Origin of the sequence: Porcincola sp. LCP21S3_C12, assembly GCF_052118625.1 — a bacterium.
GTDB lineage: Bacteria > Bacillota > Clostridia > Lachnospirales > Lachnospiraceae > Porcincola.
Genome location: NZ_JBQKGW010000019.1, coordinates 24,994 through 47,099, shown reverse-complemented (window position 1 = coordinate 47,099; position 22,106 = coordinate 24,994). Strand labels below are relative to the sequence as shown.

The 22,106-nt window shown below is 55.7% G+C and carries 19 protein-coding genes; 11 read left to right on the top strand and 8 right to left on the bottom strand.

The features are described from left to right. The first annotated feature begins 147 nt into the window (after nucleotides 1-147). From ACTQ1N_RS10240 to asrC, 6 genes are all read left to right on the top strand, one after another. Entirely contained in the window at nucleotides 148-1,086 is a 939-nt protein-coding gene (locus tag ACTQ1N_RS10240) for an ABC transporter substrate-binding protein (RefSeq protein WP_441956661.1), read from the top strand. A gap of 27 nt (nucleotides 1,087-1,113) precedes the next feature. Then, the gene (locus ACTQ1N_RS10235; RefSeq protein WP_441956660.1) at nucleotides 1,114-2,091 is read left to right on the top strand and encodes a FecCD family ABC transporter permease; all 978 of its coding nucleotides are present in this window, start codon (nucleotides 1,114-1,116) and stop codon (nucleotides 2,089-2,091) included. Further along, entirely contained in the window at nucleotides 2,088-2,852 is a 765-nt protein-coding gene (locus ACTQ1N_RS10230; protein WP_441956659.1) for an ABC transporter ATP-binding protein, read from the top strand. The genes ACTQ1N_RS10235 and ACTQ1N_RS10230 overlap by 4 nt, the downstream gene beginning before the upstream one ends. 155 nt (nucleotides 2,853-3,007) lie before the next feature. Next, nucleotides 3,008-4,033 carry an anaerobic sulfite reductase subunit AsrA gene (gene asrA / locus ACTQ1N_RS10225; RefSeq protein WP_441956658.1) on the top strand — a complete coding sequence of 342 codons (1,026 nt, stop codon included), beginning with the start codon at nucleotides 3,008-3,010 and terminating at the stop codon, nucleotides 4,031-4,033. Nucleotide 4,034: 1 nt separating this feature from the next. Beyond that, complete coding sequence (gene asrB / locus ACTQ1N_RS10220; RefSeq protein ID WP_441956657.1) at nucleotides 4,035-4,823, top strand: anaerobic sulfite reductase subunit AsrB; 789 nt, start codon at nucleotides 4,035-4,037, stop codon at nucleotides 4,821-4,823. Nucleotides 4,824-4,840: 17 nt separating this feature from the next. Then, nucleotides 4,841-5,827 carry a sulfite reductase subunit C gene (gene asrC, locus ACTQ1N_RS10215; RefSeq protein WP_441956656.1) on the top strand — a complete coding sequence of 329 codons (987 nt, stop codon included), beginning with the start codon at nucleotides 4,841-4,843 and terminating at the stop codon, nucleotides 5,825-5,827. A gap of 137 nt (nucleotides 5,828-5,964) precedes the next feature. Here asrC and ACTQ1N_RS10210 read toward each other — a convergent pair whose 3' ends face one another. From ACTQ1N_RS10210 to tsaA, 4 genes are all read right to left on the bottom strand, one after another. Next, complete coding sequence (locus tag ACTQ1N_RS10210) at nucleotides 5,965-7,650, bottom strand: AAA family ATPase (RefSeq protein ID WP_441956655.1); 1,686 nt, start codon at nucleotides 7,648-7,650, stop codon at nucleotides 5,965-5,967. Nucleotides 7,651-7,813: 163 nt separating this feature from the next. Then, nucleotides 7,814-9,190, bottom strand: a complete 1,377-nt coding sequence (locus ACTQ1N_RS10205; RefSeq protein ID WP_441956654.1) for a vWA domain-containing protein — start codon at nucleotides 9,188-9,190, stop codon at nucleotides 7,814-7,816. A 92-nt stretch (nucleotides 9,191-9,282) separates the two neighbouring features. Next, nucleotides 9,283-10,536, bottom strand: a complete 1,254-nt coding sequence (locus ACTQ1N_RS10200) for a leucine-rich repeat protein (protein ID WP_441956653.1) — start codon at nucleotides 10,534-10,536, stop codon at nucleotides 9,283-9,285. 30 nt (nucleotides 10,537-10,566) lie between these two features. Next, the gene (gene tsaA / locus ACTQ1N_RS10195; protein WP_441956652.1) at nucleotides 10,567-11,265 is read right to left on the bottom strand and encodes a tRNA (N6-threonylcarbamoyladenosine(37)-N6)-methyltransferase TrmO; all 699 of its coding nucleotides are present in this window, start codon (nucleotides 11,263-11,265) and stop codon (nucleotides 10,567-10,569) included. 283 nt (nucleotides 11,266-11,548) lie between these two features. On the opposite strand from tsaA, the gene ACTQ1N_RS10190 reads away from it, so the two are divergent. Beyond that, nucleotides 11,549-12,052, top strand: a complete 504-nt coding sequence (locus ACTQ1N_RS10190) for a CarD family transcriptional regulator (protein ID WP_441956651.1) — start codon at nucleotides 11,549-11,551, stop codon at nucleotides 12,050-12,052. A 10-nt stretch (nucleotides 12,053-12,062) separates the two neighbouring features. Here the strand turns inward: ACTQ1N_RS10190 and murI are convergent, their stop codons facing one another. From murI to ACTQ1N_RS10175, 3 genes are all read right to left on the bottom strand, one after another. Continuing rightward, nucleotides 12,063-12,839 carry a glutamate racemase gene (murI, locus tag ACTQ1N_RS10185; protein WP_441956650.1) on the bottom strand — a complete coding sequence of 259 codons (777 nt, stop codon included), beginning with the start codon at nucleotides 12,837-12,839 and terminating at the stop codon, nucleotides 12,063-12,065. Between the two features lie 137 nt (nucleotides 12,840-12,976). After that, complete coding sequence (locus tag ACTQ1N_RS10180) at nucleotides 12,977-13,408, bottom strand: DUF1934 domain-containing protein (RefSeq protein ID WP_441956649.1); 432 nt, start codon at nucleotides 13,406-13,408, stop codon at nucleotides 12,977-12,979. 177 nt (nucleotides 13,409-13,585) lie between these two features. Further along, a complete protein-coding gene (locus ACTQ1N_RS10175) occupies nucleotides 13,586-14,242 on the bottom strand; it encodes a YigZ family protein (RefSeq protein ID WP_441956648.1) in 657 nt (218 codons plus the stop codon). A 123-nt stretch (nucleotides 14,243-14,365) separates the two neighbouring features. Here ACTQ1N_RS10175 and ACTQ1N_RS10170 point away from each other — a divergent pair, with 123 nt between their 5' ends. Beyond that, the gene (locus ACTQ1N_RS10170) at nucleotides 14,366-17,527 is read left to right on the top strand and encodes a transglycosylase domain-containing protein (RefSeq protein ID WP_441956647.1); all 3,162 of its coding nucleotides are present in this window, start codon (nucleotides 14,366-14,368) and stop codon (nucleotides 17,525-17,527) included. 74 nt (nucleotides 17,528-17,601) lie between these two features. On the opposite strand, the gene ACTQ1N_RS10165 is transcribed toward ACTQ1N_RS10170, so the two are convergent. Continuing rightward, on the bottom strand, nucleotides 17,602-18,105 hold the full coding sequence (locus tag ACTQ1N_RS10165; protein ID WP_441956646.1) for a hypothetical protein: 504 nt from the start codon (nucleotides 18,103-18,105) through the stop codon (nucleotides 17,602-17,604). 204 nt (nucleotides 18,106-18,309) lie between these two features. Here ACTQ1N_RS10165 and tig point away from each other — a divergent pair, with 204 nt between their 5' ends. The 3 genes from tig (at nucleotide 18,310) to ACTQ1N_RS10150 (ending at nucleotide 22,079) form a co-directional block, all read left to right on the top strand. Continuing rightward, a complete protein-coding gene (gene tig / locus ACTQ1N_RS10160) occupies nucleotides 18,310-19,524 on the top strand; it encodes a trigger factor (RefSeq protein WP_441956645.1) in 1,215 nt (404 codons plus the stop codon). Nucleotides 19,525-19,529: 5 nt separating this feature from the next. Then, nucleotides 19,530-20,447, top strand: a complete 918-nt coding sequence (locus ACTQ1N_RS10155; RefSeq protein ID WP_441956644.1) for a hypothetical protein — start codon at nucleotides 19,530-19,532, stop codon at nucleotides 20,445-20,447. 237 nt (nucleotides 20,448-20,684) lie between these two features. Further along, on the top strand, nucleotides 20,685-22,079 hold the full coding sequence (locus tag ACTQ1N_RS10150) for a uracil-xanthine permease family protein (RefSeq protein WP_441956643.1): 1,395 nt from the start codon (nucleotides 20,685-20,687) through the stop codon (nucleotides 22,077-22,079). Nucleotides 22,080-22,106 lie beyond the last annotated feature (27 nt).

Here is a 22,106-nt window from a genome sequence, read left to right as displayed (position 1 = left end):
TAATTATATGCATCTCAGAACGGAATTGCATCTGAAATATTAAAAAAAGAAAGCTTTTTAAGTTGCAGTAGAATTTACTTCTGCACTGGAATTTACTTTTTCAATTCACGGGTGTTTGTTAATGTTTTGACGACTGGAGAAAAATCGATGAACAAAAGGATCAGGCTTTCGAGGACCACCGTGATGACAGCTGTTGTCCTCCTGGCTTTACTGCCGATGACGGGATGTATTTTTGCCGGGGACAGCCAGATGGCGGGCGGAACAGAGGCATCGTTCAAGGAGGCGCCGAAGCGTGTTGTGGCGCTGTCCCGTTCCATCGGGGACCTCTGGCTGCTTGCAGGCGGAACGCTGGCAGGTATTACCAGTGACGGAATGAACCTTGATGGCATCACAACGGACTGTGTTTCAGTTGGCACCATCGGTGCTCCGAACACAGAAGCCATCATGGACCTGCAGCCGGATGAGGTCCTGGCGACAGAGGAGATTCCGGCCCAGAAAAAAGTTGCTGAGACCCTTACGACCGCCGGTATTTCCTGCCGGGATGTAAGGGTGAACAGCTTTACGGATTATGAGCAGATTATGAAGGAATTCACGGAGCAGACCGGACGGCAGGATCTCTACGCGTCAAATGTGGAAGAAGTGGCAGCCGCCATCGACGATCTCAGGCACACCGCTCCTGCCGCGGTCAGGGGAAAGAGCTTTCTGCTGATCCGGGCGTCTGCGACAAAGACGAAGACGCTGAAGGATGATCATTTTGTGGCAGCCATGCTGACAGACCTCGGGCTGGTCAACATTGCAGCGGACGACAGCAGCCTTGACGACCTCAGTCTTGAGTGGATCCTTGAAAAGAATCCGACTTTCATCTTTGTCATCACACAGGGAGACGCGAAGAAGGCCAATGAGGCCTTTCAGGAGAGCTTCCTGAGCCAACCGGCGTGGAATCAGTTGTCCGCTGTCAGAACACACAGGCTTTTCACCCTGGAGAAAGACCTGTTTCAGTATAAGCCGAACAATCGCTGGGCACAGGCCTATCAGGTGCTGCTTGATGATCTGACAGATGGAATGCAAGAAAGCACGGAAGGATGAACTTGACGGTCGGAAGAGAGGAGAAGGATGCATCGAAAGAATGTAAACAAGCAGAACAAGGTGTCTTATACCATCGCCGTCACAGCCGGTATTCTGCTCATAGTGGGTTTCTCCCTGCTGTCGCTTTTCTACGGAAGGCCCGGCGATCAAGCGGTCTGGCATCAGATCTTCTTCTATGTCCGGATGCCAAGAACAGCCGGAGCAATCCTCTGCGGGACGGCACTTGCCGTTTCCGGACTCCTTCTGCAGGAAGCGCTTCATAATCCACTGGCTTCGCCATCGATTCTCGGAATCAACAATGGGTCCGGCCTCTTCGTGCTTCTGGCTTCGCTGCTGTTTCCGGGCAGGATATATATCCGATCTGTGATGGCCCTCTTTGGCGCACTTCTGGCAACCGGTTTGGTGTATCTGATCGCGACACGCGCAGGATTCAGCAGAACGATGATCATTCTTTCAGGGGTGGCAGTGTCCGCTCTGATGAGCGCAGGAATCAATGGCATCATCACATTTTTTCCGGAATCGGCTGCGGACAAGGTGGCTTTCAGTCTGGGCGGCCTGTCCGGCGTGACCTGGCCGGTGCTTGCTCTTTCGGGGACGCTGACCATGCCCTGTCTGCTGGGCGGCCTGTTCCTGAGCCGGGGGATTGACCTGTTTGCACTCGGGGATGAGACGGCACACAGCCTGGGGCTGAATGTAAAGAGGCATCGCTGTCTCACCATTCTGGCGGCAGCTGTGCTTGCCGGGGCGGCAGTCTGCGTCGGCGGTCTGATCAGTTTTCTGGGGTTGATCATCCCAAATCTGATCAGAAGAGTCTTCCCACAGGATCTGACAACGTCCGGAAGTCTTCTGCTGTGTGTGCTCTATGGAAGCGCACTGCTTCTGGCAGCTGATTTCCTGGGTAGAAGACTGCTGTATCCGTACGAGCTGCCTGTCGGACTTCTGCTCAGTCTGCTCGGGGCACCCTTTTTCATCGGGATGCTGATACACAGAAAGCGTGGCATATGATCCGGATACAATCATATTCTGCCGGGTATGGCGCATGTGCATTCGGAATCGGAATCGAAGATCTTACCCTCAAAAGAGGGGAGGTCACGACCCTGATCGGAGAAAATGGCTGCGGCAAGTCTACATTTCTGAAATCGCTGGCGGGCATTCTCCCTTACCGCGGGCATGCACTCATGGACGGAAAGGAAATTGCTGCACTCTCCCCGAAGAGAAGGGCGCAGCATCTTGCCTATCTTCCGCAGAGCCTTCCGGCTCCGCGTATGACAGTGCGCACGCTGGTCTCGCACGGCTGCTTCAGCAGGACGGGTATCACAAATGTACTGAGCGAGTCAGACCGGAGGGGGATTGAGACGGCACTCCGGGAGACGGACATGACTCCGCTCTCTGACCGGCTGATTGGGAATCTGTCCGGGGGAGAAAGACAGCGTGCATATCTGGCTATGTTACTGGCTCAGGACCCGGACTATCTGCTGATCGATGAGGGAACCTCCAGCATGGATATCGCGCATCAGAGAAAGACGATGGAACTTTTTGCCAGACTGGCACAGTGCGGGAAGAGCGTGGTGACCGTCTCCCATGACCTGCCGCTGAGCTTCAGCATCAGCAGCAAGATTCTCGTTATGAAATGCGGGAAAGTTGTACTTTCAGGAACACCGGAGGAGCTGGCAGGCCAGCCAGAACGATTGCGTGAGATCCTGGGCATCGGTCTGGCGCCGTCCCGAACCGATGAGTCCCTCTACGCCTACGAGCTGATTCGGTGACGCTGTCTGACAGGCAGGCGTTTTTCTGTGCATCTTCTGCGGGCCGTCATGGCTTTGCCTGCAGAAACATGCGCTCTCTACAGAGGCTTCATGCGCCGCGTTCATGCGGCGCTGAAACATATTGATACCAAACGACCATCACAGGAGGGAAATCTATGGGCTATGTGCTGACACCGGAGGGCTTCGCAGATGCGATCCGTACGCTCCGGGAGACCTACCGGATCTTTGCGCCGGTCCGGAAGAAGGGTGCAGGGCGCTTTACCGATGTGGACACCATACTGTATGACGAGGTGAACGGCAGCGATGAAATCGAGCTTCATGAAAAGTCTGATTATTCTGCCAAAGAGGTTCTGACTCCGCTGTCTGAGACTCTGTTTTACTTTACGGAGGATGAGTGCAGAGAGGCGAGCCTGGATACAAGACCAGTTTTGCTGTTTCTGAGGAGCTGCGATCTGCATGCCATGAAGCGCCAGGATCAGATCTATCTGGCAAACGGAATGGAGAAGGATTTCTTCTACCAGCGCCGCAGGGAGCTTGTTCATTACGTCCTGATCGGCTGCAGCCACAGCTTTGAAAACTGTTTCTGCGTAGACATGAAGTCCAATGTCTCGGAGGACGGATACGCATTCTCGGTTGATGAAGCAGACGGGATGTACCGGATCAACGTGCTGGATGAGGGGATGGATGCCGTCTTTTCCGCCGCAGCCACTTCGAAGGAAGAGGTTGTCCCGGCGCATGTCACACAGAATGAGGTCCATGTCCGCATCCCGGAAAAGATACCGGCTGAGATTCTGAAGCATCCGTTGTGGGATGAATACACGACCCGGTGCATCGGCTGCGGGCGCTGTAACTTTGTCTGTCCGACCTGTACCTGCTTCACGATGCAGGATGTCTACTACAGCGACAACGGGCGTGTCGGTGAACGGCGCCGCGTGGCAAGTTCCTGCATGGTGGACGGCTATACGAATGTAGCAGGAGGCGGTCAGTACCGCAGGACACAGGGGGAGCGCATGCGCTTCAAGGTTCTTCACAAGATTCTGGACTTCCGCAAACGATTTGGCTATGACATGTGCGTCGGCTGCGGGCGCTGCGATGATATCTGCGGCGAGTATATCAGCTACTCCAACATCATCAACAAGGTCGCCAATGCGGTGGATGCCATGGAAGAGGAGGGCAGATAAGATGAACAATCCGTATATTCCATTTTCTTCGAGAATTCTGGAGGTCATCCGTCATACGCAGAAGGAGTACACCTTTCGCATGGCCTTCAACGGAGAGGTAAAGCCCGGTCAGTTTTTCGAGGTCTCCGTTCCCAAGTACGGCGAAGCCCCGATCTCGGTATCCGGAATCGGCCCTGGTTTTGTGGATCTGACAATCCGGAAGGTCGGCAGAGTGACGAACGAGGTCTTCGAGACCTATGCCGGACAGAACCTGCTGCTCCGCGGCCCCTATGGAAATGGATTTGATGTCGGGCTTTACCGTGAGGGGGAGACGGTTGTGGTCGCCGGCGGAACAGGTGTGTCGCCTGTTCGAGGCGTCATATCCGCGCTTGCCCAGATGGACAATGCAAAGGATAAATATGCCATCACCGGTTTCAGGAGTCCATCGGACATGCTGTTCCGGGACGACCTTGAGGCGTGGGAGAAGAGACTGAACCTGATTCTGACAGTGGACGGCGCTCCGGAGGGATATGAGGGCAATGTCGGCCTGGTCACGAAGTATATCGCGGATCTTCCGCTGAGAGATCCGGCTTCGGCAAAGGCGATTGTGGTCGGACCGCCGCCAATGATGAAGTTCACGATCATTGAGCTGAAGAAGAAGGGGTTTGCGGACGAGAACATTACGGTATCCTACGAGCGCAAGATGTGCTGCGGCCTGGGAAAGTGCGGGCACTGCCGGGTCAATGACACGTACATCTGCCTGGATGGCCCTGTGTTTAACTATGTCGATGCAAGAACGATGATGGATTGATCCAGATTGGAGCATATATGGGAAATTTAGATATCAATGTCGCAAAGCTGAAGAAAAATGCCTTCCGCTATTCCAAGGTCCGCGGCGAGACGGCTTCCCGGATCCGGATTCCGGGCGGCGTGATTGACAGCAAGTCGCTGGGACGCGTCGTGGAGATTGCTGAAAAGTATGGAAATGGTGTCATTGACATCACGAACCGCCAGGGGATCGAGATTCCGGGGATCCGGCTGGAGGATGTCGACAAGGTCAATGCGGAGGTTCAGCTCATCATCGATTCGCTCCGCATCAATCAGACGGAGAAAGGCAAGGGGTATCCTGCTTCGGGAACCCGGAACGTCATTGCCTGTCCGGGAGCGCGGCTGTGCCCCTTCGGCTGCTATGACACGACCGCCTTTGCGCAGAAGATGGAGAAGACCATCTACCCGAATGACCGTCATGTGAAGATCGCATTTACCGGCTGCTCGAATGACTGCGCGAAGGTCCGGCTGGCGGACTTCGGGGTGATCGGTATGACCGAGCCGCAGTACAATCCGGATCGCTGTGTGGCCTGCGAGCAGTGCATCAAATACTGCAGACGCCGTTCGGTCGGAGCACTTTCCCTGAAAAACGGGAAGGTTGTCCGCGATACCGCCAAGTGCATCGGCTGCGGCGTCTGCGTGACGTATTGCCCGACACGCGCATGGACCAGAAGCCGGGAGCATTATTTCCGTCTGGTAATCCTCGGACGGACCGGAAAGAAGAACCCGCGCCTGGCGGAGGATTTCATCAAGTGGTGTGATGAGGAGAGCATCCTTAAGATCGCCGCAAATACCTACGCCTATATCGAGGAGTACATTGACCCGAATGCGGTGGAACACAAGGAACACATCGGATACATCGTGGACCGGACGGGTTTTGAGAAATTCAAGGAGTACATCTTCAAGGATGTCACACTGAACGAGAAGGCGGAAGTCGCCCAGCGCGTCTACTGGGGCGGAAAGCACTACGACCAGTACGGCGGTTGAGTGATCCGGCAGCCTGAATGCCGATTCGCGGTCCTGCCGCCGGACTGTCTTTTGTGGTTCGGCAGCAGAACTGCCGTACAGCCGTGCGCCTGTGGTCCTGCAGCCGGACTGTCATTTGCGGTTCGGCTGCCGGGAGCTTACTCGCCGCGCATCTCCGAGCGGATCTCATCAAGCTGCCTGCGGATGCCTGTCTGGGCATCATCAAACAGCAGCGACTTGTTATAGCGATAGTACCGCGGGCTTTCATGTTCCTTCAGGAAGTCCATGGCATACAGGCTTACCGACAGCTCAGAGATGAAGTAGACCATCTCCTGGCTTTCGCCGAAGGCGGCTTCCATGAAGTCGAAGGCATACTCCAGCCGGGCAGAGGTTTTTTCGGCAGCGGTATCCAGACGTTCACGGTCTTTCATGAACGACTCCCGGAGCAGGGAAAAGGCTGCCTCGGCATTTTTCGGTATTTTTTCAGACAGCAGCAGGACATACCGGTCGCAGGCCTGAAAAACAGGGCGGTACTCTGCTGTCAGGGCCTTCTCGCTCTGTCCGGCATCCAGCCTGTGGTGAACCTGCAGTTTCAGACCGGCTGCGATCGATTCTATGGTGGCAGTATAGGCCGATGTGTTTTCCACGGCTGTCCTGGCTTCATTCGCTGAGAAAGCAGAAACCTTGTCAGCCGGAGCCGTGTGAGCGGGGGAGACTGAGGCCGTGCCAGCCGGGGTTCCTGAGGTTGTGCCAGCCGGGGAGCCTGAGACCGTGCCGGGAATGGTTCCTTCTGCAGAAGACAGCAGGCATCGTCTCTGGAATTCCTTCAGAATCGCATACAGGTGTCCCACATACCGGTCTGTTTCCCACCACTTCCTGAAGTCTGCCGACAGGCGGGAGAGCAGCAGCGAGACGATTTCCACCCGCTCGTCAAATGCAGCATACCGGAGTTTATTGAGCGTTCCGGGGCGGATGACGCCGGACAGGATCTCATCAACCTGGTAGTCCTTCTGATAGCGGTTGTAAAGCTCCAGATAATTCGCAAAATCCTTCGCGATCGACGGGTACTGGAGATACTGCCCGACAACGTCCTCATCCATCGTTTTTCCCAGCCGTTCGTAGGCATAAAGCATCTCGGAAAGATCTTCCCACCCGCGCGCCGTGACAAAACGCATGCCGTCCACCGTTGTCTCACAGCGGTAGAAGTTGTCTCTGTGAATATTCAGGTAGGAGATGACCGCTCCGTGAATGCCGACGTGGTCCGCGTACTTCCTCCAGACCGGGTAATCGGCTTCCACATCGATCACCTTCACACGGTCCAGCGTCACAACATCGAAATCGCGGACAGACTTGTTGTATTCCGGCGGATTCCCGGCGGCGACGATGATCCAGCCCTTCGGCACCTTCTGGTTCCCGAAGGTCTTGCACTGGAGAAACTGCAGCATCGTCGGGGCAAGTGTCTCGGATACGCAGTTGATTTCATCGATGAACAGAATCCCCTCTGATTTTCCGGAAACTTCCATGCGGTCGTACACGGAGGCAATGATCTCGCTCATCGTATACTGGGTGACGGATACTTCATTTCCGCCGTAGGTTTTCTTCTCGATGAAGGGAAGACCGATGGCACTCTGGCGGGTGTGATGCGTAATCGTGTAAGCCACCAGACCGATATCGCACTCGGATGCGATCTGCTCCATGATCTGTGTCTTGCCGACACCCGGAGGCCCCATCAGGAGCACCGGACGCTGCCGGATCTCCGGAATCCGGTAAGCTCCATACTCATCCTTCTCAAGGTATGCTTCGATTGTGTCCTTGATTTCCTGTTTTGCTCTCTGAATATTCATTCTGACAGGACTTTATCCCTTCCTGACTTCTGCCGATCCCAGGCGGGAATACGGTCCATCCTCCTTCCAAGACTTCTTGTGTGATTGATAAAAAGACGGTGCAGACTCTATCTGAACGACGGCTCAGGCAGTGAGGTTCACATGGATATCGGCTGCGGATTTTTTACAGCTGGTCCTCCGGCCATACGAAGGACGAATCCAGAAGTTCGTCTTTTTCCTGCTCAATGTCCTCCCTCGGGAGGATCAGCTTCATCGCCCAGGGCGGAACCTGACGGTCATCCGCGCTTTCCTCACAGAAGATGAAGGCCGTCTCATAGGGCGGCTTCTTCCTGGGGTAGATTCCCTTGCCGTCCGTAAAGTACAGCAGCCCGCGGAGATTCCGGAATTCTTTCTTCCGGATCAGGTCTGCCACATAGTCGAAGGCAGGACGGAAGTCGGTACCACCCTGCCCTTTCAGTTCAAAGTGTTCCATATATGTTTTCAAGTCTTTCTGAGAGGTGATTTTCTCATCCGACAGCACCTTTTCGTCACACTGCAGAATCCGGATATTGACCTTGTGAAGGTAGCTTTCCGACTCGCTCAGAATGCTGTAGGTCTGTTCCAGGAAGGCGTGCACAAGCTCTCCCGTGACAGACATCGATACGTCGATGACAATCACAAACTCATCAATCTTCTTCACTTCCCTGAATTCCTGGGGCTCAATCAGCGGCATGTTTCCATAATGACTCAGACCGAAGGTGTACAGGATAGAGTCGAAGGTATCCGGATCAACGTGCATCTCCTCCCTCATCGCCGCAAACTTCCGGAGAAAGGAACGGTAATCGTATTTTTTCCTGTTCTCCACTTTTGTCTGTTCAAGGAAATCGCTGCCCTTTTGGGACATCTCCGTGGAAAAGGATTCCATCTGCGTCTGTGTCTTTTTTGAGATGTCGTCCCATTTATTCTGGAGCTTCAGAGCAGCGGGCGGAAGCGGGCTGTTCGGATTCTCCGGATTCAGCGTAGGCCAGAGGCTGTGGTCATCGACGGAGAATTCCGCTTTCATACGGGCAGCTTCTTCGCGGTCAGGAGCCATCAGAACCAGCTGGCGGTACAGGCTCTCCGCATTCAGGACGGGGGTGCGCTTTTCGAGCTCGGACCTGAGGCGGCTTCTGTACTGACTGTGGGCGATCCGGGTCGATCGGAAATGACCGTCGTCGATGAGAAATTCAACGGCCATATCACAGGCAAGCATCCACAGTGTCTTGCTGCGCCTCACCGACTTGAAGATGTGGCGGAACAGGCAGTGGTAGACCTCATGCAGGTAGACACGGTTGACAAGCCGGCGATTCTTCTCAAACAGGTCCGCAAGCGCCTTCGGGTGGACGACGAGCGAACGGCCGTCTGTTCCAAAAGAATCGATATCAGTCGATACGACAAATGAAAGACTTGACAGAGCCAGCCCGAGGTAATGCATATCAAAGTACAGCTCATTGCGGCTGCCTGTCAGAATCTCCTGCGAGACCTTGACAAACCGGTTTGCGAGATCCTCAGCGGTTGTCATACGGTTTTCCTTTCCGAATGTGATTATTCAGGGACGGGCTGATGCCAGGCCAGGTCCATTTCCTGCCCGGATTTCATTCAGCCTGTAACTCCTCAGAAATCATACTTGCTCCTGGAAGAGGGGCGGAACACTCTGCGGCGCAGGTCCATCAGAAAGACGGAGGCATCCGCCCGCCCGGCAGAGGAGGCCTGGTCAACCATGTGGTCCAGCAGTTCCCTCGTGAAGTAACCGGACCGCTCCAGCACACGCAGCCAGTCGGTCAGATCCGTTTCCTGATCAGCGAGGAGATATGTCCAGAGCGCGTCGGGCCGTTTCCTGAGACAGGATACATAGTTCTCCAGATGGGCGCTGGACAGCTCAACGGGCGTGATCAGCCGGTCAAGACAGAGGCGGACAAGAGTCTGCGGCATCTCCTGGGCGTCCGCTGCCGGAAGCAGATTGTCATACTGACTGTACTGAAGCTTTCGCTGCAGAAAACACTGGCGGTACTGGTAACCGGTCCCATGCCAGATGATTTCGATGATGCGGGCGGGAGTGTTTTCCTTCGGCTCCTCATAGTATTCAGGAAAGAGAAGGCGCACCGCGTCCTGACCGGCGGCATCCTGAAGCCGGACCTCCACCTCGTGGTTTACCGTCCGCAGCACCTCCTGCAGCAGGGCAGGCGTCGGAGGAGCAGGGGAAAGACCTGCTGACTGCTGCAGCCGTGCAGGCGCCGGAGGAGCAGGGGAAAGGCCTGCTGACTGCTGCAGCCGTGCAGGCGCCGGAGGAGCAGGGGAAAGACCTGCTGACTGCTGCAGCCGTGCAGGTGCCGGTCGAGCAGGGGAAAGACCTGCGGCCTGCCGGAAGATCAGCACCGAGAAGGCAGGACAGGAATTGAACAGCCCGGACCCGATCCGCCTGATCGATTCCGGGAAGGAAACGGTCTTCAGATTGTCACAGCCATAGAAGGCATAGTTGCCAATCGCGGCAAGGGCATCCGGCAGGATTACCGCTTTCAGCCGTCTGCCGCAGAGCGCAGGGGGAAGCGTGCCTGGGGGCGCAAGATGCTCAGCAGCTGCGTTCACAGAAGGATCCGGGCGTTCTGTGCTCTCGCCTGAGAAAAGCGTGGACGCTGCAGATGCCCCGGCGGTGGCTGGTTTGAAAGCTCCAAAATTCCCGGAGCGTACGGCCCGGCGCTTCTCAGATTCTGCGTACATCACAGATGGCTCATCCGCAAATGCGTGATCGGCCAGTTCCTTCACAGGCTTTCCATCAATCTGCTCCGGAAGCTGAATCGTGTCGGATTCTGTATATACCCGGAACAGAATGACATATGTAGATTTGTCAATGTAATAGATGACATCCATATTCAGAAGACCTCATGACCCTGTGCAGCCTCAGGCATGGCAGCCGCGATGGTAGGGCACGACCTCGCAGACAGTCAGGACATCCCTCTCCACGTGAAAGCGGATATCGAAACCGGCAAAGGCGACGCCGTACCTGCGGGCGGGATCGTTCTGGTAAGCCGGCCGGGGATCCTGTTTCAGAATTTCAACTGCAGGGAGCCGCTTGTCTTCAGACAGAACGTTCAGCCATTTCTCAGGGAATACGACCTTCAGTTCCTTGTCTTTTACACGGTCTGCAAATCCGCTGACAGAATCCGGATGACTGTCGGTGTACCGGATATAAGGCTTGATATCGAGAATCGGCGTTCCGTCGAGCAGGTCCGCGCCGGATATATGCAGAACAGGGCCGACACCCTCGCGCAGCTCAATCTGATCCAGTTTTACGGACGACAGGCCGATCGGATTGGGACGGAACGGTGAGCGGGTGGCAAAGACGCCGACATGCGTCCTGCCGCCAAGACGCGGCGGGTAGACCATCGGAGACCAGCCTGCAGCTTCATTTTCGGAAAACTCCCAGATCAGCCAGAGGTGAGAGTACTCCTCCAGTCCGACCACCTCATTCGGATCCCGGTACCCTGGTTCGAATACGATCTCTGCCTTGAGCGAATCGATAAGATTGCTCTGGCGCGGGATTCCGAACTTCTCCTGAAAATCACTGTGAATGACAGCAATCCTTTTCAGCTCCGCCACTCTCCATGTCCTCCTTTTTCTTTGCCTGCGTCCGAAGACAGCTACAAGCCAGTATACCACAATGACGGGTGCCGGCAGGGACGAAATAGCCCCCTGGAACATCAATATCCACGAAAATGTTCGACGAATTTGGAAATAATTGTCTATTATGAGACATTACAGGATTGAAAAGAAATTGGTATAATGATTATGTTGGCAAAACTCGAGTCTGATTACAAAAACTGAGAGAAGCAGGGATGGGTTTTGAAACAGGAAAACCACCTGCCTGGAAAGGAGAGTGGACGTGTATAGCATCGGACAATACATATCTTATGGCAACAGTGGTGTTTGCGAAGTGGTTGGCACGCGGGAGATTGAGTCGGCGCAGCCCGGGGCTGGCATGAAGGAGTGCTACATTCTGCGTCCGCTCCATGACAAGTCCTGCACCATCACGACACCGGTGGACAATCAGAAGGTCATCATGCGGGATCTGATCTCTCCGGAGGAAACGAGACAGCTTCTGGCTGATATCCCGGAGATGGAGACGCTCCCGGACCAGAGTGCAAGGCAGCAGGAGCTCTCCTATCAGAAGGCGCTTCATTCCGGAGACTGTAAGCAGTGGATCTGCCTGGTGAAAACCCTGAACCGCCGCATCCGTTCGCGGATTGCAAACGGCAAGAAAGTGACGGCGACAGACGACCGGTACTTCAAGGCAGCAACCGAGAAACTCACGGAAGAGTTCTCGGTCGTGCTCGGAATCGGAGCAGACGAGATCAAGACAATCCTGAAGGATGCCTTTACAATCTGAAGCCGCCGGATTACCAGGGCTCAGCCATCAGCCGGCTGCAGAGGGGCAGTTTATCCGGGAGACTTTCCCTGTATTCGATCTGTCCCTTCCGGCCTGGCGCTTTCAGAAGATTTTCCTCTTTTAACCGTCTTTCAAGCTGGCGGGCGGTTCCCTCGCCGCCATCCAGGATCCGGATCCCGGGTCCTGCAATTTCCTGAATGGTTTTCTTCAGAAACGGATAATGCGTGCATCCGAGCACGATGGCGTCGACGGGCTTTTCCATATGCGGAAGCAGGAGCGTGCGGAGATATGCCCGGACCTCAGGCCCGTCCAGGTTGCCGTCCTCCACGAACTCCATAAGACCAGGGCAGCCAAGCGCGGTGACATCCGCGCTTTTCGCATAGCGTCCGAGCAGCTCGTGAAGCTTCTGGCCCCTGACCGTGAGCGGTGTCGCCATCACGATGACACGCGGATGCTCGCCGATCGAGACAGCAGGCTTCAAAGCCGGCTCGATGCCGATGACAGGGATGTCGGTATAGACCTCCCGCAGAATGGATATGGCTGCGCTTGTGGCGGTATTGCAGGCGACGACGAGCGCCTTGATGCCGCTTCGGTAGAGCATTTCTGCATGGGTGAGAGACAGCCGCCGGATCTGCTCCAGCGTCTTTGTCCCGTAGGGCGCATTCCTGGAATCCCCGAAATAGATATAATCTTCCTGAGGCATCAGCCGGACGGCTTCCCTCAGAACGCTCAGCCCGCCCAGTCCGGAGTCAAAAAAACCGATGGGGAGCTGTGAACTGATTTCCATAGTTTTCTCCTGAAAATAACCCTGAATCAGATCCGGCGCTTCTTTAAGCAGCCGGATTTTATCTCGGCCTGGAGCCGAATCCCTGCCTTTCAGAGCAGCCAGGTTACGATCTCGATCTGGAGGCTCTTTGCTGGTTTTCAAAGCAGCCGGATTTCGATCTCGGTCTGACAGCCTGTCGGACTGCTGCCCTCCACACTGAGCCGGTAGTGAATGGTCAGATGCAGGTGCTGCTCATCTTCCTCCAGAAGATATCGCTCCGTGTCAATATCTACAAGAAACGATGTAAGCGGCGCCGTGTAGCTGGAACGGCAGTGCTGCTTTTCGTCAAACAGAAAGACAGAGGAAATCTGACCATTGCGTGTGAGCTGGGCGCTGCGCTGGTCAAATTTCACGACCGTACGGGTTTCGGCGCCGTCCTCTGACTTCTCTGAATAGAAGAGATACTTTCGGTTTCCGCGTGTACGCAGAATACCGGATGAGGTCGTCTCCATCTGGTCTGTATCGCCGCCGGGTCTCTGCTGAATGGCCCGGACATGGACCGTTACATTCTTTGTATCTGTTGAATTCATGATGGGATTCGTGCCTCCCGTTGCGTTCACTGCCTTCGCCGGCTCTTTCTGCACAGACGCCCTGAACAGATCGAACTGCGCCTGCCTGTCTCCGCTATCAGCCCTCTTTCTGCACAGACGTCCGGAACAGGTTCTCTAAGCCGGCAGGCGGGGAACCGGCCGTTACCAGCCGACCGTCTATGATGGAAGCGGGGTGATGTCGAGAACAGAACCATCACCCGATGTGACATATCGTACGCTCATTTCCTTCGGAAAGGAAGCTTTTCCGGCTGTTTTCTCGGTCAGGGCGGCTTTCAGGGGCGGCAGCTGTGCGGCCGGAACCAGAACCTCTGTGTCGCAGACGTCCGTGTAAGAGGATGCGGTCACCGGACAGGAAGAAGCGCTGATCAGGTACTGGATCTTCCCGAGCTGCTCGTAGCTGCAGCGGATGGTAAGAAGCCAGCCATCCTGCCGGTTAGAGATCTCCGAGGCCTCCAGCCCGGCCTTTGCCGCCTGGGTGTAAGCCCGGACAAGACCGCCTGTCCCCAGAAGCACGCCGCCAAAGTAGCGCGTGACGACGATGAGACAGTCCCGGATCTCTGCACCGGTCAGAACCTGAAGGATCGGTTTTCCTGCAGTCCCCTGCGGTTCCCCGTCATCGGAGGAGTGTGCGGTTTCGTTGTTCGGGCCGATCACAAAGGCATGGCAGCTGTGCCGCGCGTCCCAGTACTTTTTCCGGACGGCGGCGAGGTCTGCATAAGCCTCTTCCGCAGTCTGAACCGGGAAAACCTGCGCAATGAATCTGGATTTTTTCTCGACAATCTCTGCCTGTCCGCCGGTGGTGACTATTTTCATAAATCTGTTTCCCGCTATTTATAAGAAAATCTTCAGTATTTTTAACAGATGTAGTTATACAATAAACGGAAACACAACGTCAAACCGTCCAGCCGGCATGATCAATTTGATGGGAGAAGCCTGATGAGAACAGGGGAAAGAAAAAAGAGACACGGGGAGGAGGCTTTCCCGGTTGATTTTGATGACAGGATCATGCCGGGTGATGACTTGCTTCCGGATGACTTTGTGCCTGAGGAGACACCGGAGGAGACGGAGAAAGGTGTCAGCCGGAGAAGGACGCGGCATCAGGAAGCCGCCGTAAGGGATATCAGCAAGAGTCTGATGGAGGATGAAACCATTTCAGAGGAAAGCAGCAACTGGTCCGGAGAACACGGAAAGAACGGAAGACAAGGCAGACGCGGCAGGCGGCCGCGGAGCAGGGCGCTCACCTTGATCGGAAATATTTTCAAGTTCATCCTGATCGTGCTTCTGGTGCTGATCATCGGGGCCGGCATTTTTGCGTTCTTCCAGGTGCGGACCATTCTCAAGAAGGCGCCCGAGATCAGTCCGGCGCAGTTTATACCATCGGAAGCGGCAACCTACATCTATGACGCAGACGGAAAACGGGAACAGAAGCTGACACTCCCTGAGGCCAACCGGGATCTGGTCAGCATCAAGGACATCCCGAAGGATCTGCAGCATGCCGTTGTCGCCATCGAGGATGAACGGTTCTACAAGCACAACGGCGTCGACCCGAAGGGGATCGCAAGGGCGCTGGTCAAGGGACTGACGAGCGGACATTTCTCCGAAGGGGCGAGCACCATCACCCAGCAGCTTCTGAAGAACTCCGTGTTTCCGAACTGGATGAAGGAGACAACCTTCCGGCAGCGGCTGGAACGGAAGATCCAGGAGCAGTTTCTGGCACTGAAGCTCGAAAAGATGCTGACGAAGGAACAGATCCTCGAGGACTACCTCAACACGATCAACCTGGGAGCGGGCTGCTACGGCGTCCAGTCGGCTGCCTACCGGTATTTCGGCGTCCCCGTCTCGGAGCTGTCGCTCTCGGAGTCAACGGTCATCGCCGGCATCACGCAGAATCCGACGGCATACAATCCGATCACCAATCCGGAGAAGAACAAAAAGCGCAGGACAGAGGTGCTGGACGCGATGCTCAGACAGGGGTACATTACCCAGTCCCAGTATGCCTCTGCGCTTGCTGACGATGTTTACGCGCGCATCCAGGACAACGAAAGCAAGGTCGATACAACCAGTACCATCTATACGTTTTACCAGGACGCGCTGATTGACCAGGTCATGCAGGATCTGGAGGAACAGAAGGGTTATACGCACCAGCAGGCGTACAAGGCGGTCTACTCGGGCGGCCTGCGCATTTACTCGGCGCAGGATGATGACATGCAGAAGATCTGCGACGAGGAGTTTGAGAATCCGGCCAACTTCCCGTCGGGGACGGAGGTCGGGATCGACTATGCGCTCAGCGTTGAGGACAAGAACGGTCAGATCACGGACTATGGAAATGAAGATCTGCGCGCTTTTGTGAGGAAGACGGATCCGTCATTTGACCTGATGTACGGGACGGCGCAGGAGGCGAAGGACGGGGCAGCAGCCTTCCGGGCATCGGTTGTGAAGGACGGCGACACAGTACTTGGAGAGCGTGTCACGGTCACGCCGCAGCCGCAGGCTTCCTGCGTGATCATTGATTCCGCAACCGGGCTTGTGAAGGCGCTGGTCGGCGGGAGAGGGACGAAGGAGGCCAGTCTGACGCTGAACCGGGCTTCGTATACGCAGCGCCAGCCTGGGTCAACGTTCAAGATTCTTGCGGTCTACGCGCCGGCGCTGGATGAAGCCGGAAAGACGCTGGCGACCGTTTACAAGGATGAGCCCTATAACTATGAAGACGGGACGCCTGTGAAGGATGCGGAGGGCACTTATGCCGGAGACGTTACGATCCGTCAGGCGATTGTGCGTTCGATCAACGTCGCTGCCGTCAAGTGCCTGACAGAGATTACGCCGCAGGCCGGGTTTGACTATGCAGAAAAGTTCGGGATCACATCTCTGGTTGAATCGAAGACGACGGACAGCGGGACGTTCTCGGATGTCGGGCAGACGCTTGCACTGGGCGGACTGACGTACGGCGTTACAAATCTGGAGATGACCGGAGCCTATGCAGCCATTGCCAATGGCGGACAGTATCTGAAACCACATTTTTATACACAGGTGCTTGACACATATGGCAATGTTGTGCTCGACAATACCGACCCGGAGCCGAGGACGGTGGTCAAGGACAGCACGGCGGCACTTCTGACCTCCGCGATGAGGGGTGTCATCTCGGATCCGGAAGGAACGGCGTACGGAAAGATTGACCTCGGGCAGATGGCAGCCGCCGGCAAGACCGGAACGACGACAGATTACAGGGACAGCTGGTTTGTCGGTTTCACGCCTTATGTGACCTGCGGCATCTGGGCGGGGTACGACAACAACGCACCGCTTCCGGACAAGGATACCTACCATACCTACAGCAAGACACTATGGAACAGCATCATGAACCGGATCAGTCAGTCACAGACCATCTCCGCGTTCGGGATGCCGTCCGATGTGGTGAGCATGTCAATCTGTTCCGATTCGCACATGGCGGCGGCCCCAGGCTGTCCGAACCCGTATACGGAGTATTTTGCGAAGGGGACGGAGCCGAAGAATTACTGCAATATTCATGGGGATGGAAGCCCGGTAGATCAATCGCAGCAGCAGACAGACGGAATCTCGCCGGACGCGATCACCATCTACAAATCCGACCAGGCGACGGTCCATACACAGACGCCGGATGCTGCAGGCGGCGCGCCCGGGAGCGGAGGCGCGGGCGGAGATGCAGCGGCTGGCTCAGGGGACGCACAGGGTGCAGCCGGAGGCGGAGGCACGGGTGAAAATGCTCCGGCGGCCGGCTTTGGAGGCAGTCAGGGGACGGCCGGAACCTCGTCCGGAGGAAGCGGGAATCCTGCAGCTGGCACAGGAAGTGCAGGCGGCGCCGCCGGGCCAGCAGGCGGAAGCGGCAGCAGCGCAGCGGGAGCGGGAGCCGCGCCGTCGGGCACGGGCAGTCAGGCTGGAACCGTTCAGCAGGGAGGGAGTACAGCCGCCGGGGGCAGTCCCTCCGCAGCGGGAAATACCCAGGGCGGCAGTGCTCCAGGCGGCGTGATCCAGATCGGCGGGAATCAGGCAGGCTCCGGGGGCCAGCAGGGCAGCTCAGACAAGGATGTCATCGAGATATTGAACAACATTCCGCCGGCGCAGTGAGCAAGGCCTAATGGCTCTCGCCTTCACAAAAAAACAGCAGGTATGCGTCATACCTGCTGTCTGGTGAGGGAAGATTATTTCTTTTTTCCTTTACCCTTTGAAGACTTGGAGCTGTCGAGCTCTTTTCTTGCTTCATCGGCCTTTCTGCTGAGCTTCTGATACCACTTTTTCTTCTTCGGCGGCTGCTCCAGCTGACCGCGGATGGCTCTGACATCCATGATGTAGAGACCGCTGATCGTGGCCTTGACCTCTTTCTTCACCGGAATGACCGGATAGATATTCGAGTCGGCGATGAAGGTCATGATCTTGCCCTGGCAGCGTGCCTTGACGATCGGCAGTTTGCTCCGGCGGAGATACTTCGGGGTCTGGTCGATCGCTGCCTGTGGAAGGCCGGATGACTTGATCGGGAGCATCTTCTTGTCGATGACGAGCATCTGGACGCTTTGCTTCGTCTCCTCCATCTTTTCTCTGGATTCATCCTGCCTCTTCTGTAGCTTCTTCCCCCAGAAATAGAGGAAGATCAGCAGGGCGACCAGAGCGGCGAGGATAATCAGCAGAACAATTGCAAATACTGGCATAGCTTCCTCCTGTTACCGCAAGTCTGGTTCGATTCGTCACGGTCTGAAGATGGCATTCCATTCCGGACAACCTGTGACGTACTCGTGAAATTTTATCATCATTTGGTGGACGGTGCAAGATTATGTTATAGTGAAGACAGACCGATCAATAAATGACAACAATAGATAACAATTACAGGGACATACACATCAGGAGGTGTTTTGATGAAGAAAAGAATCCTATCCTTCCTGCTCGCAGTCAGCATGACTGCTGCATGGCTGCCGTCAGCTGCCATGGCGGCAGAGACAGAGGCGGGGACAGAAGCTGGAACGGAATCCATGACGGAGGCCGAGACCGAGCAGGAGCCGGAATTTGATGTCGCAGATTACCTGACGATCAATGACGACAAGTACAAGGGCGTCGAGGTGACCGTGACGAAGAAGAAAGAAGTGACCGATAAGGATATCGAGGATGAGATCAAGCAGGAGGCGTCCGACGCCGGGCTCTCCACGAAGGTAAAGAAGGGAACCGTCAAGGACGGCGACACGGTCAACATTGACTACGTCGGGAAGAAGGACGGAAAGGCATTCGACGGCGGAACGGCCTCCGGAGCAGATCTGACGATCGGATCCCATACATTTATTGACGGCTTTGAGAGCGGGCTGATCGGAAAAAAGGTCGGCGACACCGTTGATCTGAATCTGACGTTCCCTGAGAATTACGCATCGAAGGACCTGGCGGGCCAGAAGGTCGTCTTTACCGTCACGATCAACTACATCGAGGGCGAGCCCGAGGTGAATGATGATCTGGCTGACAAGCTCTCCGGCGGAGAGTACAAGGACATCGATGAATTCAAGAAGTCTGTCCGGGAGAAGCTGGAGCAGGATAATGAGACCAGCTACAACCGCGAGGTGTACAGTGCCATCTTCCAGCAGCTCCTGAAGCTGTATCCGGTTGACAAATATCCGCAGGAATTCATCGATTACTATGTGAATATATCCATGAACCAGCTTCAGCAGCAGGCGGAGGACGAGAGTGAGACGCTGGATGACATGCTGAAGACGGTCTACGGAACAGATGCTGACTCGATGAAGGACTATTTCAAGACATATGCAGAGCAGCTGCTTCAGCAGCGGATCATCCTGGGTGCAATTGCGCAGAAAGAGAATATCACGCTGAGCGACGATGATTTCCAGAGTGCTGTGGAGGGATATGCGCAGCAGTACGGCGTCTCTGTCGACGACTTCCTTTCCTACTACAGTGAGAAGGATATCCGCGAGAGCGAGCTTGAAAACAAGGTGATGGAGTTTCTGGCATCCAAGGCAAAGATTACGGAGACAGACGAGACGGAGATCGAGACCGAGGAGCTTGAGGTCGAGACAGAAGGTGCACAGACGGAGGCGGAAACGTCACCTGCAGAGGCTGATACGGAGAGCTGAAGGACATGAAAGTGTACAGAATGATGGCGGCGCTTCTTTCAGCCGCCATGTTGACAGCGGCACCGGCAGTCTATGCGGAAGATGCACAGGTACCGGCAGCTCAGGCGGCGGACGGACAGGCGCAGACAGCGGCCTCCGCAGATGAGAGCAGCGCAGAGAGCGAGAAACAGTCTGAAAGCGAAAAGCAGTCAGAAGGGGCAGACACTTCCGGCAAGGCGGCGCTGCCTGAGACAAAAGATCTTCCGGCTGCCGGGAGCAGTGCGGAGGGGACAAGGCCGTCCTACAAGGCTTCGGATTATGTGAAGATCGGGGACGACCAGTACAAGACCATGACGATCCGCATCTATCCGCCGGCGGACAGCTCGGCTGAGGCGCAGGCCGATTACAAGAAAAAGCTGGATACGGATATCATGACCCGGCTTTACAGCCTGTATCCGGTGGATCAGTATCCGAAGGATCTTCTGGAGTATGTGACGGGGAGCCTTTCCTCCACCTACAGGCAGTATGCGGATATGTACGGGATGGACTTCGGAACCTTCCTCAGCACCTATCTCGGGATGGATGAGAAGGCATTCTCGGACGCAGTACAGAAGGCTGCGGAGACGACGCTCAAACAGGAGCTTCTGCTCTCTGCGATTGCAGAAAAGGAAAAGATCACCGTTTCCGATGAGGACTATCAGAAGGGACTTTCGGACTACGCCTCCAGGTATGGATATGCGTCTACGGACGCGCTCCTGGCTGATTTTGATGAGGCGACCGTTCGCGTCAGTCTTCTGATGGACAAGACACTCGATTTCCTCGAGACAGCCAACCATGTCGAGCAGATCGTGGAGACCGAGAGCGAGTCGGCTCAGACCGAAGGGGATGCGGCTGCGGCAGGGCAGGAGACAACCGCCCAGACGACGGCTGCGGCAGGGCAGTAAGCATAAGCGCTGATCAGAGGCTGTCTGCAGCGGCCGGTCAGGCACAGGCAGATCAGAGGACTGCCGCATTTCCGGCAATATTGCGGAAAAAGAATCAGGATTCCGAAAGAAGTTTCGGGTTGACAGATGGTCTGGCGTAAAATAGAATGACAAAAGCAGTTTGTGGCAGGCTGTGATGCCTGCCACTCATGCTGTCTGTATGCTGTTGGGGAAGAGGAGAAGAAGGAGGATATGAGTATGGAGAAAAAACAGCAGCCAGCCGGTCCGATCAGGGATGCCAGAACCCTTGGTGTTCCCAAGATGCTGATTCTGGGTCTTCAGCATATGTTTGCGATGTTTGGAGCGACAATTCTGGTTCCGATTCTGATTGCCAGCTATTTCAAGGATGCGGTCGGGGAGGCACCGACAACAGGCCTGACCGTTGCTGTGACGCTGTTCTGCGCCGGCATCGGAACCCTGATCTTCCACGTCTGCGCGAAGATGAAGGTCCCGGCATTTCTCGGGTCATCTTTTGCGTTCCTGGGCGGCTTCTCAACCATCGCCAACCTGAACGACGGAATTTATAAGGGCATGAGCGCCAATGACAAGGCAGCCTATGCCTGCGGCGGAATCGTGGTCGCCGGCCTGATCTATCTGGTCGTGGCCCTGATCATCAAGGCAGTCGGGGTGAAGAGAGTCATGCATTTCCTTCCGCCCGTCGTGACGGGTCCGGTCATCATCTGCATCGGCCTTTCTCTGGCAGGTTCCGCGATCAATAATGCGAAGACAAACTGGGGACTTGCCCTGATCGCGCTTGCGGTCATCGTCATCTTCAACATCTGGGGAAAGGGCATGTTCAGAATCATTCCGATCCTGATGGGCGTCCTGATCTCCTATGGCGTGGCGCTGATTCTCCATGCCTGCGGGGTGACAAATCCGGACGGCTCCGCAATCCTGAATTTCACAGAGGTGAGCAAGGCCGCATGGATCGGACTGCCGCATTTCCAGCTGCCGAAATTTGACATCACGGCGATTCTGGTGATGGCGCCGATCTCCATTGCGACCATGATGGAGCATGTCGGGGATATCTCCGCGATCTCCGCAACAACCGGCAATAATTATCTTGCGGATCCGGGGCTTCACAGAACCCTGCTTGGCGACGGACTTGCAACCTCTGTAGCCGGTCTGTTCGGCGGTCCTGCGAATACGACATACGGTGAGAATACAGGTGTCCTGGAGCTTTCGAAGGTCTATGACCCGCGCGTGATCCGCCTTGCGGCAGTCTACGCGGTCATCATCAGCTTCATTCCGAAGCTGTCTGATCTGATCGGAACGATGCCGGCTTCGATCATCGGCGGCGTTTCCTTCATGCTCTATGGCATGATCTCCGCCATCGGTGTCCGGAACATTGTGGAGAACAAGGTCGATCTGACAAAGTCCCGCAACCTGATCATCTGCGCGGTGATCTTCGTCAGCGGGCTGGGCTTCCAGAGCGGGATCACGTTCCATGTTGGCGGCGCGACGGTGACGCTGACAGCGCTTGCGATCGCGGCGATTGCAGGCATCCTTCTGAACGCCATCCTGCCCGGCAATGACTACCAGTTCGGTGTGAACGAGGAAGGCGACGAGAACCGCGGCGTGCATAACATCTGAGGTTGACTTTTCGGAGGGTTATCTTAT